This is a genomic window from Flavobacterium sp. (genome assembly GCF_031411595.1).
Lineage (GTDB): Bacteria > Bacteroidota > Bacteroidia > Flavobacteriales > Flavobacteriaceae > Flavobacterium.
This window is the reverse complement of the sequence record NZ_JANOBI010000021.1, coordinates 60,303-73,859: the sequence shown is the minus strand read 5'-3', so window position 1 is coordinate 73,859 and position 13,557 is coordinate 60,303. Positions and strand designations below refer to the sequence as shown.

The 13,557-nt window shown below is 36.0% G+C and carries 8 protein-coding genes; 5 read left to right on the top strand and 3 right to left on the bottom strand.

From position 1 onward, the window contains the following. Nucleotides 1–48: 48 nt before the first annotated feature. Nucleotides 49–207: a hypothetical protein gene (locus tag RMO03_RS03705; protein WP_309640742.1), complete on the bottom strand. Its 159-nt coding sequence runs from the start codon at nucleotides 205–207 to the stop codon at nucleotides 49–51. Nucleotides 208–547: 340 nt separating this feature from the next. Here RMO03_RS03705 and RMO03_RS03700 point away from each other — a divergent pair, with 340 nt between their 5' ends. The 5 genes from RMO03_RS03700 to RMO03_RS03680 all read left to right on the top strand — a co-directional run bounded on the left by RMO03_RS03700 (nucleotide 548) and on the right by RMO03_RS03680 (nucleotide 5,364). Beyond that, nucleotides 548–1,387 carry a hypothetical protein gene (locus RMO03_RS03700; RefSeq protein ID WP_309640741.1) on the top strand — a complete coding sequence of 280 codons (840 nt, stop codon included), beginning with the start codon at nucleotides 548–550 and terminating at the stop codon, nucleotides 1,385–1,387. A gap of 259 nt (nucleotides 1,388–1,646) precedes the next feature. Beyond that, complete coding sequence (locus RMO03_RS03695; protein ID WP_309640740.1) at nucleotides 1,647–2,567, top strand: nucleotidyltransferase; 921 nt, start codon at nucleotides 1,647–1,649, stop codon at nucleotides 2,565–2,567. Continuing rightward, nucleotides 2,551–3,486: a patatin-like phospholipase family protein gene (locus tag RMO03_RS03690; protein ID WP_309640739.1), complete on the top strand. Its 936-nt coding sequence runs from the start codon at nucleotides 2,551–2,553 to the stop codon at nucleotides 3,484–3,486. The genes RMO03_RS03695 and RMO03_RS03690 overlap by 17 nt, the downstream gene beginning before the upstream one ends. A 243-nt stretch (nucleotides 3,487–3,729) precedes the next feature. Continuing rightward, complete coding sequence (locus RMO03_RS03685) at nucleotides 3,730–4,080, top strand: hypothetical protein (RefSeq protein WP_309640738.1); 351 nt, start codon at nucleotides 3,730–3,732, stop codon at nucleotides 4,078–4,080. A 147-nt stretch (nucleotides 4,081–4,227) separates the two neighbouring features. Further along, the gene (locus tag RMO03_RS03680; protein ID WP_309640737.1) at nucleotides 4,228–5,364 is read left to right on the top strand and encodes a hypothetical protein; all 1,137 of its coding nucleotides are present in this window, start codon (nucleotides 4,228–4,230) and stop codon (nucleotides 5,362–5,364) included. Between the two features lie 216 nt (nucleotides 5,365–5,580). On the opposite strand, the gene RMO03_RS03675 is transcribed toward RMO03_RS03680, so the two are convergent. Together RMO03_RS03675 and RMO03_RS03670 are read right to left on the bottom strand one after the other, a co-directional pair. Continuing rightward, complete coding sequence (locus RMO03_RS03675) at nucleotides 5,581–6,609, bottom strand: PorP/SprF family type IX secretion system membrane protein (protein WP_309640736.1); 1,029 nt, start codon at nucleotides 6,607–6,609, stop codon at nucleotides 5,581–5,583. Between the two features lie 12 nt (nucleotides 6,610–6,621). Continuing rightward, nucleotides 6,622–13,353 carry a PKD domain-containing protein gene (locus RMO03_RS03670; RefSeq protein ID WP_309640735.1) on the bottom strand — a complete coding sequence of 2,244 codons (6,732 nt, stop codon included), beginning with the start codon at nucleotides 13,351–13,353 and terminating at the stop codon, nucleotides 6,622–6,624. Between the last annotated feature and the right edge of the window lie 204 nt (nucleotides 13,354–13,557).

The window sequence follows — 13,557 nt, the reverse complement described above, 5'->3', positions numbered from 1 at the left end:
AGTATTGAATTTAATTAAAATAGAATCCTATTTCAACCATAAAAAAAACTATGGTTTTGGCGGATTCACGGGCAATTGGCCACTTTGTCCTCCAATATCACCAGCTGAGGCGTTATTGGTAGTTGATGCTTGCGGTAAACTATCGGCTGTACAAGAACACAATGTAAGAGCCAATACAAATAAGGATAAAAGGATTGATTTTTTCATGATTTTAAGTGTTAAAAATTTGACATAGGTTCGGCTGTTCGATTGTTGACATCGAGTTTTGTTGAAGGCCAAACTGTTAATAAAAGCGAATACGATATCCGCGGTTTTGGGAAGTGAAGTGTGCTGAGACAGTAGCGTTTAATTATACTCCCCGAATAAAAATTCAGTACTGTTCAGCATCACTTTTTCAGAAGTAGTTTTGTACATTTGTTTTGGTTGCAAGTCAAAACGAGAACTATTTCTGAAGCAAAGAAATGGCAACGATTTGCAGCTACACCAATGGAATTCCGAGGATTCCGATAATTCCGAAAGATTCCATTAAATGCTTAAAAATTCTGAAATGAAGGACACATTTTCTAACTATAAAGAAGCCATAAAAGCGCAATATGCTGATCAGAAGTTAGGTGTTTACGCTAATTTTTTAATGCAGCCGACACCGGCGCGGTTGAGAGATTTGGGGATTATTTTGTTTAAGGAAAATAAAAATCAAAATGATAAACAGATTTTTCAAAGTTTCCTGGGATTTGAATTTGAAGCCAATAGTATTCAAAAAATAAAAAATGAAACAGATAAGTTCAAGCCATTAGCCACATTCCTTAAAAATGAAACTGAACTATCAGATTATAATGCGGCTGATTTCTTGGCAATTTTAGTCGGTTTTGAATTGCGTCCTTACAGTAAGTTTTTGCATCAAGGAAATGCTGAGGTAAAAAGGTTCGACAATGAACCAAAAGAAAAAGAAGAAAAATTAGTTAGAACTTCTGATCCGCAATACGATGTATTAATTAATAAGAAATCTAAAGGAAAATCAATAGCTATAGCTGCTGGGTTTGTGGGATTACTTGTGGGAAGTTATGTAGTAAAAAAAGAAGTGTTCCCTGCAAAAGAGTGCATACAATGGAATGATGATCATTATGAAGAAGTTGTTTGTGAGGGAAATAAAATCGGTTTTGCAGATGTCAACCCGATCTTTGACAAGAATGAAGATTTGTTGGACTTTAAAAAAATTGAGGTGTGTGATACGACGACTTTTTTTAAAAATGACCAACCTATTGTCTGGTATATTAAGCAGGATGGAAAATGCGAATATTTTAATGCTCCGGGACTGCATCCTATAAGTGGGAAACCGTTGCGACCGATTACGAAGCACATAATAGCAACTCACGTGGTAAAGCATTGAAAGGAATTTTGAAAATCTAATATCTCTGATAAAATTCACCTAGAAATAGACATAAACAGTTCGAATTTATAATCAGTACAATTAATTATTACCGATTTATACTTAAATTATGGGCTAGTTTTTAAGCAACGTTGATAATGAATGTTTATCAAATATTGAAAAAGCTCTTTACCGAGGATTTAAAAGATTAATTTTACTTTCATAAAAATTCGATTACAATCTCGTAAAAAAGTTCTAGTATTCATAATAAATATATTTAATGGCAATACCTGAAAATCAGCTTGTGACTTGGTCTCACCAAGGCGCAGTACAATCATCGGCAGCAACTCATAAAAGTGTTACAAATTGTATTGACAGAGTAAATTGGAAAGAAGATGTGCGTTATGTGACTTACTTACAAGGCTCATATCCTAATTACACGAACATATATGGGAATAGTGATGTCGATTTAGTCGTAGAGTTTCGATCAATCTTTTCAAAAAACCTATCTGCGCTAACAGAAACTCAAAGAGAAGCATTCGACAGAAATTACTCTGACGCACAATATACTTTAGCATCATTCAAAATTTCAGTTATAGAACAACTCAAATCTTGTTTTGGAGAAACAAATATAGTAGTAGGAAATAAAGCAATATTGGTTAAAGGTGATAATAATAGACTAGATTGTGACGTAATCGTTTGTAATCCTTATCGTAAATACTTGTCTTATTTGCCTTCAACAGAAAACTACATAGAAGGAATCATCTTTCGTACTGAACACGAATCTCCAAACAGAGACATCATCAACTATCCTAAAGTCCATTTGAAAAACGGTAGTTTTAAAAATCAACATGAAAACACTTGGGGAAACTTCAAGCCAGCCGTAAGAGTTCTTAAAAATATTAAGGCTGCTATGGTAAGAAATGGCTACATTAATAAAACTCTTGCACCATCTTACTTTTTAGAATGCTTGGTTTATAATTCAGATAATAGCAACTTCAAACAAAACACCTTTCAAGATATTTCAACTTCAATAATTAATCAGTTTTACCGCGATTCAATTAATGGCAATATGGAAAATTACTTAGTCCAAAATGAACAAGGAAAACTATTTGGTTCAGAGGATTTACAATGGAATATTATAGACGCGAGAGAATTTGTAACTCAAATAATTAGATTTTGGAATGAATATGGAAAATAACTCTGAATTAAATATCTTGGTTTTAGATGGCGGCGGTTCAAAAGGAGTCTATACTATTGGCGTTCTTAAAGAACTAGAACTTCGCATAGGTGAACCTTTGTATAAACACTTTGGATTGATTTACGGGACAAGTACTGGATCTATAATTGCCTCATTAATAGCTTTAGGATATTCTCTTGAAGAGATTGAAAAACTATATTTAGAATTAATTCCGAAAATTATGAGATATAGAACAAAATTGGCTAAAAGCCGTGCAATTGAAGAAGAAGCAAAAAAAATCTTTGGAACAAAAAAGTTTGACGCATTTAAAACTAATGTCGGAATTGTAGCTTTGAATTTTGAAACGCAAATGCCATTGATTTTTAAAACCAATATTCAACAAGCTCATGGAATGAAACAATCATTTAAGCCTGGATTCAATTGTACTATAGAAACTGCTATTCGTTGTTCAAGTGCTGCGTATCCTTTCTTTGAGAAAATGAAAATTAAAACAGAAAATCATGGAGAAATTGAAGTTGTTGATGGTGGTTTTATAGCAAACAATTCAACGCTATATTCAATGGTTGACGCATACAAATCTCTTGGATTTAAAGAAGAGAATATTCATCTTTTAAATATAGGAGTTGGCCAATACATCGAAAACTCTTCAGGCATGCTTTCTAAGCTTCTGAGAAAAATTGGTTTATTTAATTTTTTTGAGCGAGTTCTTAACGCGAGTACAAACAGTAATACAATTATTTCAAAATTATTATTTCCAAATTTAGACATGGTTAGAGTAAGTGAATCCTTTCCAGAGCCTAAACATGGAACAAATATGTTTGAGTATGATTTAAAAAAACTTAACAGAATGATTCAACTAGGACGTTCTTCATATGCAAAACATGAAAACGAAATCGCTAAATTGCTCAAATTGAACTAAACCAGCCCATAACAGGCATCAAAAGCAATCGCTAGTTTTCGGTTCATAGTTCGTTTCTTTTTCCTATTTTCGTTTTCTGCTAGTGGAAAAATCTCAGTTGCCAAGCCGCAGCAAGTTCTGCACGAAACGTTGTAAGCAATTTTCAAAAGAATACACAGAACTATAATCTTAATTGTTACGGAAAACCGTATTGCCATAGATTTTTTTCATTGTAAATTTCTGAAATTTAAAAAATTTGAAATCATGAAAAACAAAATCTTATTGTCATCCATTTACCTATTTTTAATATTCGGATGTTCTCCTAGTAAAAGTGAACTATTTAAAGAAACTGATTCTTTTGTAGAATCTTTGCAGACCACTTATGAAAGTTATGGAATGTTGGGAGGATCAGAATATACAAAGACAACAAGTGATGGATTATATACAATCACTCCTATTGGAAGATTAATAAACGTTAAAATTCAAAAAGTCGCCGAAAATGGAGAATACGAAGATCTAAAACAGGATTTGAAAGACCATTATCAAGGTAATACAAAGGTTAACGATGTTTATATCTGTCAGGCGGGAACAATTATGATTGATTGTAGAAATTAATATGGTTATAGTCATTAAACCTCTTATAGAAGCTTTTACTAAAGATTGCCCGCTGTTGAACAGCAGGCTTTTTTAACTAATAAGCTCTATCTTAGTTGAAATACTTTGTTCTGCTTACCCTAATTTAGTCAAATACAAACAATAATTATGAAAGAAAAATTATTTTTTATGCTGTCCTTTTTAGTCTTTTCGATTCAATTCTCTTTAGGACAAAATCCAATTGATGTTAGTGAGCAAACAATAAAAATTAATGCCTTAAGTGAAGAGTCATTATTTTTTGGCTTTGCTGAAGGAGACAAAATAATTTTTAATTTAACTGAAATTAATGGTAAAGAATTAAAAGAAGTTGAGATTATTGAATTTCCAACTTCTTCAAAGTTTTCAGATTATAAAACCCAAAAAATTGAAAACAAAACAATTGATATAAATAGCAATGCCATTTATAAATTTAGATTTTATAACAGTTCTTTAGGAGGAAGAATATGTAAGATTAAAATCCAAAGAATTCCATCTAACGAGATAACAAAAAACTTTAAAACAAACATTGTTTGGAAAACTAAACAAGATACAACTTGGAATTCATACGCAAAAGAAGTCTTAATTGGTTATGATACCTTGAGTACTAATAAAATTAGGAAAGAGCTTGTAAAAACCGAAACTATTGAAGAACTAGTAATGGATAAAACACAAAGAGTTCATTCAAGAACAAATGAACACGGAAATAAAACTTCTGTCTTTTTCACTTTGCCACAAAATCAAGTGAGCGAAAATCAAATAACAACAGTAAAGTCTTGGGCATATTGGGTTGGCGTTGGAGATGAAGCAAATATTGCATGGCAACAAAATTCCCAAACAATAAAAAGCTTGGCAAAAGGCACAGCTTCATATTTTGTTAGTCCGTTAGGCGCTTTAGCTGTTGGAGCTATAACAGATTTGATGTTACCGAAAATTGGAGAAGATGTTTCATATGCAATTGCAGATGAAGAAAATAAAAATAACTTTTATGCAAATCAAGCATATAAAATTTGGGATGAAGGAACAGGAGTTGCTGGCTACAAAAAGTTTTTGTCTCCAAATATTTTACAAGGAACTTTTTTTGTTTTATTATCAAATGATAATGATTATCTAGGAATTAACGCTTCAATAAAAGTTATCGCAATTCTAGAAAATCAATATTATGAAAATAGGCCATACATTGAAAAAGTTGCAGTCCCAAAATATGAGAGTAAAACTTTTAATGAACCAATAATAACAAAAGTTCAATATCCAACATTAGCCCAATAAAGGCTAATGGTAACAGTTGTTGCAACTATTCGCTAGTTTTATATTAATTGAAAAATACTTTTTCCTATTTTCGTTCATTTCTTAATGGAGAAAACTTAATCCGCAAGCCGCGACTAGGCGTGGCAGCTAACCGTTAACGTAACATTTAGGTTGCAAAATTTCATTTTTAAAGCATCTAATACACCAAAAAAACTTAATTATAGAGATAAAAATAACTTAGTGCGTATAACCATTCTCACCATTTCTTTTCAATTTTACTTTGTAATTATCACAGCGATTGCAAGTATGGTTCGATTGCCAGGTTAGTGAGAGTTCATGCACACCTTGAGTATTGCCGATTTTTGAGATGTTGAGGTCATAAGAGTAACCAAACGTAAAGGTTGCTAATTTCATTGAAACAATCGGATTTATTGAAGTTATAAAATGGCTGTTGGTACTTTTTCCTTCAGGATTTGTCACTGCCATCACACCAAAAGAAAATTGCGGCATTTCCATAATACCCCCAATATCTAGTCTATTATATTGAGATTGTCTCATATAATTAAAAGTAAAAAAAACGTCTGAGTCATCAGGTAAGAAACTCAATGGCGATTTATCTAATGTTAGGTAATACCCTCCATGCACCGTTAAAAACATATCTAAAGGCACATTGCCATTTTCAGTAAAGGAAATATCAGGTCTGTTAATGTGTTTCAAAGCCGCACCAAACCAAGCATTTTCTTTATCTAAGACAATGCCCACAGAAGAATCCCAAAAATCTATTTTATTGCCGCTGTGTAATACACCGGGGTCAATACTTCCTTCCCTTATAGAACCATCATTGATGTTAATTTGATCTTCAAGCAACAAATTGCCAAAATTAAAATTTTTACGTCCGTAGCCACCCTCAATTCCGAACCGCAGGCGCCAATCTGAATTCAATTCAACGCGATACGAAATAGCAGTGTTTATCTGATAGTAATTATAATCTGTAAAGACTTCATGATGGTTTAAAATAGTACCTCCAGCGGCGAGTTGATCAGTAACCATGTTGTTGACATACCCAAAGCGGGTGTCCATCCTTCGGTTGCCATCAGGCCATTGTCTGCGGTTGATAATTCCGGCGTTCCAAGCATTGGCAATACCTGTAAACGCGGGATTAATAGTTTCCGGCACTAACATATATTGCGTAAAAATTGGGTCTTGCGCTTTGACTTCCATAAACGAAATAAGCAACATAAAAAATAAAAGTAGTCGTAAATTCATTTTAAGAGTAGCTTATTTAATTAATGTGAATGTCTGATTAGAATTAACGATTGTTCCGTAAAATGTTTCAGCGCTCACTTTAGAATAGTAGTTTCCGTTTTCTGCATCGATACCTTTAATCTTAGCATCCCAACCTTTCAAAACATCACCAGTTTCTGAATAAATCAACGAGCCCCATGTATCATATACATCAAGTTTTACGTTTTTTAATGATTTTGTCACCGGTCGAAAAGTATCATTGAGTCCATCATTGTTTGGGGTAAAAGCTGTTGGAACAACTAATACATAGCCTTGTTCCACTATAAGGCTGATAGTTTGTATGTATATGCAACCAAAAGGATAGGTCACGGTTTGTTTAATTACATAGTCTTTAGCAATGTTGTATGTATGTATAGGATTTAGTTCTGTTGAGTAGGTACCATCTCCAAAATCCCAAGAAATAGAAGTGTAGTCACCGGTTACATTACTTTGAAATTGTATTGGATCGCCTATAGAATAAAGTCCAAATGTAGTATAGCCATAAGAACTGGTATCGAATGAAGTGTAACCCAAAACCGGTGTGTCCACATCAACGTTGTAATTGGCCATGCATCCATAACCATCAGTAACAACAAGTAATACACTGCCGTTGTTATTACTATGCATGATCTCATTGTTGCTACCACTAATGGTTCCGCTAGACCAATGCAATTGGTAGGGAGGAATGCCTCCGGTAACCTGAGCAATAAAATTTTGATTGACATAATGTGTTTCGCAATCGAAATCTGTTTGTGTAGTCACAGCAATATTAATTGGATCTTGACGACTAATAACATATTGTTCTGTTTTATTACAACCACTCGCGTCCGTAACTGTAATGAGATAATTTCCCGCGGAAATCGCTGTCAAATCTTCGGTAACGGCGCCGTTGGACCACGAATAAGCAAAAGGAGGTGTTCCCCCCGAAACCATAAGATTAATTTCACCACTGTTAGCATTATTACAATCAAAAGCCTGCGTGAGATTCGCGCTTAGAACTAAGGATTGAGGTTCGACTATGGTAAAGGTTCTTGCGATAGTACAAGGTGTGCCATCAACAATTGTAACTGAATAAGTGCCGGGCCCTAAGTGATTTCTTGTAGTTCCGGCAGTACTACCATCGCTCCATGCAAGGTTTATAGCAGGAATTCCTCCAACGAAATTTAGGTTGATGCTGCCATCATTGGCACCAAAACAGGAAATATTTTTTACGATTGGGTTTACTGTAAATAGCAGTGCCTCAGGTATAATTACTGTGATTGGCTTAGAACAATTATTGCTGTCAGTAACTGTAATAATATAAGTATCTGCCGATAAATTATTTTGATAAAATCCGGTTGCGAGATTACTCCATTGCGCTTGGTACGGACCTGTTCCTCCACTCACTGTTAGTGTGATTGAAGCATTGTTCGCCCCATAACAAGTGATTGGAGTTGTGGTGGCGGTTATTAAAATATCATTGGGTTGTGTTATTGTAATTCCGCTTAGTGTTTTTACACCTCCATTTGCATCCGTAATCCGAACGCTGTATGTATCCGCAACCAAACCATTAAAGATTTGATTAAGGTTAGTATTATTCAAAATTGTATTGACAATAGTGCCACTCGAATTGATCAATTCAAAATCATACGGCGGAACCGATTCTTGTGTAATTGTTATTCCAAGAGTACCGTTGCTATCTCCAAAACATATCAAGTTGACATGAGCTGCTATATCTTCGTTAAACAATAATTCAGGAGGCTGGGTTAATGTAAAAGTCAAAATAGTTGGAGTACAGAAACCATCATCAATGGTAACTGTATAAGTTCCTGCTGGAATTCCATTAAGGTCTTGCGTTGATACTGAAAAACCATTAGGACCAGACCAAGTGTAAGTGTAGCTCCCAGATCCACCAGTTACAGTAATATCAATAGAACCATCGGTAGCTCCAAAGAAGCTCACACCATATCCATTATAATTTGAAATTGTACCCGAAGCAACAATGGTCGGATTAACCGTTATAGAATAAATAGACACAGGTCCATTACATCCAACGCCGTTATAATTAAAAGTGCCTACCGCTGAATAAGTTACTGTCAACGGTAATGCTGTTGTATTAACTAAAGTTTGAAGAGGAATTGAATTTGTACCTGACGTAACAGCTCCATTAATACCTGCAGGTACATTTGCTGTCCAGTCAAAAGTAATACCTCCTGGCGTGGAAGAAGATAATGTAACAGAATTACTGGTTGTTCCGTTACAAATGGTTTGATCGGCTATATCAAAAACTACTGCCGGTTTTGGATAAACTAAAACTTCCACAGTAAATGGGTTACCAGTACAAATTCCTGCAATGGGCGTTACGGAATAGGTAACGGTGGCTACTTGATTGGTGCTGTTGACTAATGTTTGAATTAATCCGGTTTGAGGAACAGTTTCATTTGTGGTTCCGCTCACACTCCCTGACGGATTGATGCTAATTAAGTTCCACGTGTATAAAGTGTTTGCAGGCACAGTATTGCCGCTGCCTGGTTGAGGTATAAAATTTAAAACATCTCCACTACAAACAACAACATTTTGAGGAGTGATTACAGGAATCTGATAAATGATGACTTCAGCGGTATTTGATGTTATTAGTGTACATCCGCCAGAAGAGAAAGTGATCTCACAATAATAATAGAGTGTTCCAACATTGTTAGCTGGTGGATTATATGTATCAGTAGTCGCTCCTAGTATAAGTGTTCCTCCTGAGTTTAGATTGTTAGCATTCCAATACCATTGATAAGTGGCAGTTCCTGTTCCATTAATATAAGCGACATTTATTGGCGCTACAGTTCCACCTTCACATACTGCACGTGATTGAGGTTGAGTTGTTATCAAAGGAGCTGGAACTACTACAACCTCTGCAAAATTACTTGTAACTTGACAACCAATTCCCGGTTGTGAAACGATACAATAATAATTAGTTGTTCCTGGGATAGCAGTAGTTGGTGTAAAAGTGTCATATGTTTCTCCAGGAATCAATGTGTTTAGTGGTGAATTAGAGTACCATTGATAGCTAAATGCTCCTAATCCACCAGTTGCATTTACGGATAAATTGGTTGGTGTACTTCCTTGACATAAGGTTTGTGTAGTAGTTGGCTGCGTGGTCAAAGTAGGATCTGTAACTACAATTACTTCTGACGTATTACTAATGGCAGTGCCACAACCATTTCCACTTAGACTTACGATTGCATAATAATAAAATGTTCCCGCACTGTTGAATGGTGACGGCGTGAAGCTAGGACTATTTGTTCCGACAGGAGTTCCGCCAGAAGTTGTATTAGAATTGTTGCTATACCATTGATATGTTGGTGTACCAGCGCCATTGATATAACTAACTGTTAAAGCAGGAATGATACCGCCGACACAAATATTCTGAGTCGCTATAGGTTGCGTATCTATTGAAGGAAGTTGAGCCACCGTCACAACAGCAGTATTTGATGTAATGTTTGTACAGCCTCCTGAGGAAAAGGTAATAATGCAGTAATAGCTTGTAGTTGTAGTAACTGTGGGTGTGTAAGTAGCATTGGTTGCACCTGAAATTAGTCCACTGCCGTCATACCATTGATAACTTGCTGTTCCAGTCCCATTAGTATAGGTAACGCTTAACGGAGTAGGAGTTCCACCGAGACATATCGCACTAGATTGAGGTTGTCCCGTAATAGTTGGAGCTGGTACGATGATAACCGCTGCATTGGCACTTGTTACAGCACAACCTAATCCTGGTTGCGATACAATACAATAATAATTGGTTGTACCGACGCTAGTCGTAATTGGCGTATAGGTATCAGTAGTTGCACCAGTTATTGATCCACTGCCGTTATACCATTGGTATGTATAAGCGCCCAATCCGCCCGAAGCTGTCACCGATAATGTTGTTGGCGTTGTACCTTGACAAAGTGTTTGTGTTGTCAAAGGTTGGTTGCTAATTGTCGGATCTGCCGAGACAACGACCTCCGCAAAAGTACTGGTAGTAGTTCCGCAGCCATTACCATTAGCGCTGACTACAACATAATAATAATAGGTTCCAACAGAAGTGAAAATCGGTGGTGTGTAACTCGTGGCATTAGTTCCTACTGGAGTAGCACCAATTGTTGAATTTGTTGTGTTACTATACCATTGATAAGATATTGTTCCCGTTCCTCCTATTGCTGTTATTGATAAAGGTGTTGCAATTGCACCTCCTACGCATAAGTTTTGTGTTGCTATAGGTTGTGTAGTTATGGAAGGCAGCGGATGGATAACTACTGTAGCTGTATTGGAGGTAATGCTTGAACAACCCCCTGAAGACAATAAAACTATGCAATAGTAGTAGAAAGTTCCCGCCGTTGTCGCTGGTGGGTTGAAAGTAGCATTTGTTTCCCCTGGGATTGGTGTACCTCCGGAACCTGAGGTATTATTGTTAGAATACCATTGATAGGTTGGAGTAACTGATGCACTACTGAGACTAATTGACAATACGTTAGGTATTCCTCCAACACACACTGAACTCGAGACCAACGGAGTTGTGTTGGTTGGAGCAGGATTGACGTTGATAGTATAATTAACGGGAACGCCCTGACAGCTTCCTACTGAAGCAGTAATCGTGTAAGTGACTGTACCAGCAGTGGTGCTTGTAGTTGTTATAGTTTGTGCAGGAATTGTACTTGTGTTTCCAGATGGAGTATAACCGGATATTCCAGGAGTCGCTGATGCGCTCCAGACGTAAGTGGTGTTTAGCCAATTTGAAGTTAAAGTAATTAAAGTAGTTTGCGAGCCTGAGCAAATAGTTTGATTTAAAATAGGATTGGTAATAATTGGCACAGCATTTACCGAAAAAAGCTCAGTGGCCGTCGTTGAAACGCCACATTCGTTAGTTACAGTTAAGGAAACGGTATAATTTCCTATGGTATTGTAGGTAATAGTTCCAGGTGATGATAAAGGCGACGATATGGGAGAACCTCCCGGAAAACTCCAGTCGTAAGTTAATGTGCTGCTTGCGGGAGCGCAACCGTTGATATTTGCCGTTGGAGTGATAGAGGCAGTGCCGCAAAAATTTGGAATAACATTAATGGTTGCTGTTGGTGGTTTTTTTACTACAACCGTTTGAATGGCTGAAGTTACGGGGCCGCAGGAATTGGTTGCGTTTAGTTTTATGTTGTAAGTACCGGGCGTTGTGAAATTAAAACTTGGGTTTGCGGAATTCTGATTTGTCCCTCCAGTGTAAGTCCATCCTGATGAGGTTCCACAATTTCCTGCAGCATAAGTAACTGCCCAAAGAAAAGATGTTGCTGTACATGAAGTTGTTAGATTGGTAGTATTATTTGTTGTAACGCCTAGTGGCGCACAACCAGAGTTATTACTTAATGAAAATAAGGGAACCAGAGGCGCTTCAACACAAATGGTTTTGGTTTCAGTATCAAATCCACAGCGGTTCCCTGTTTTTATAGTTACAGTGTACGTTCCTAGTTGTGTGAATGATAAACATAGCGTATTTGAACCTGTTAACCAAAGCCCTGGATCAGCAGAACCAAAGTCATTCCCTAAACTTCCTGAATTTATAGAAAACCCTGTCGTAGGAGAAATAGACCATATTATTTTAGGACTAGTATTACATGCGACACTACTACCATTATTTTCAAATGCACCAACAGAAGAATTTGTCATACATACTTGTGTATTGATGCATGCTGTTGCAGGAATTGTAAAATCGGCAATTGGAGGAGTAGAAACGTATATTGGAACAACTCCAACAGATGAAGTATTGCAAGGATTTGAAGCAACAATATTTGCCGAGAATGAATTTGGATAAGAATTACTTCCGTCAGAGCTTGTTACACCACATGAGGAAACTGTAAACGAGTGTGTTACACTTGGAGGTGGTGGATGATTAAATACTTGTGGCGTCGATCCATCGTTAAAGGTAACAGTGTAAGTAGTTCCAGGAGGATTATTTGTAGTACCAGTAATCGGGAAAGTAAGAGAACTTGAATTACAGATATCTGTATTTCCTGGATTCCCTAGCGACACTGCTGGATTAGAACCCACAAAAACAATATACTGCTTAGTTGTATTACATCCATTATTCCCTTGAATATTATAAACTAAATTCCAAAGTCCTATTGCGTAAGTATGGGGCGTTGATGACCAAGAAGTTGAAATAAAATCAGGTGATCCATCACCCCAATTAATTGTATAGTTAGTATTTAAACTAGTAGTGCTTGACGTATTTGTAAAGGTGAACGGAGAAACAACATTGCTACAAACTCTAAATACAGGAATTCCATTAAAAATACTTCCAGAGCCTGTTCCCCCCAGAGTAGCATCAGGAGATAGTTTAATAGTCACTATTGCACTACCGTTCTGAATTTGGATTGGACTAACAGTATCAATCACATTAATTAAATTATAAGTAAGATTCGTCGCAACAGATGTATTTACCGCTACCGTTACAGAACTATTACTACCGATTGTTGAAATTGTCAAAGCGGGCCCGCCATTAATATTATAAGTAAATGTATAAGGTGACGTTCCACCACTACCCGTAAAAGTGATCACAGGACTTGCTGAATTTTGGCATACTGTTGTAGTACCAGAAATCGTAGCACCTAGCAATATTACCTTTTTTTCAGTGGTGAACTTTTTATCATTATCAGTTGCAGCATAAGACCGGATACTATTTCCCAATAGCAATAAAGCCAAAATAAAATTCCCAAATAACTTCATAAAAATACTTTTGAGCACATAAATGTGCTAATTAATTTTAGACTGCATATAGATATGATAATTGAAAACTATCTGCAAAATAATCGTACGATATTGAGATTCAAAAAGCTTAAATTAGGTTGAATTGCTTTTCGACAACAATTAACAAAAATTAAAAAACTATCAACTTCAAAATGAGCGCTTAATCGTTGAAATGACTTAAAA

Bases quoted from the DNA above. Each gene is read 5' to 3' on its own strand.
- RMO03_RS03695 (WP_309640740.1), top strand. From the start codon at position 1,647: ATGGCAATACCTGAAAATCAGCTTGTGACTTGGTCTCACCAAGGCGCA.
- RMO03_RS03680 (WP_309640737.1), top strand. From the start codon at position 4,228: ATGAAAGAAAAATTATTTTTTATGCTGTCCTTTTTAGTCTTTTCGATT.
- RMO03_RS03675 (WP_309640736.1), bottom strand. From the start codon at position 6,609: ATGAATTTACGACTACTTTTATTTTTTATGTTGCTTATTTCGTTTATG.
- RMO03_RS03670 (WP_309640735.1), bottom strand. From the start codon at position 13,353: ATGAAGTTATTTGGGAATTTTATTTTGGCTTTATTGCTATTGGGAAAT.
- RMO03_RS03685 (WP_309640738.1), top strand. From the start codon at position 3,730: ATGAAAAACAAAATCTTATTGTCATCCATTTACCTATTTTTAATATTC.
- RMO03_RS03705 (WP_309640742.1), bottom strand. From the start codon at position 207: ATGAAAAAATCAATCCTTTTATCCTTATTTGTATTGGCTCTTACATTG.
- RMO03_RS03690 (WP_309640739.1), top strand. From the start codon at position 2,551: ATGAATATGGAAAATAACTCTGAATTAAATATCTTGGTTTTAGATGGC.
- RMO03_RS03700 (WP_309640741.1), top strand. From the start codon at position 548: ATGAAGGACACATTTTCTAACTATAAAGAAGCCATAAAAGCGCAATAT.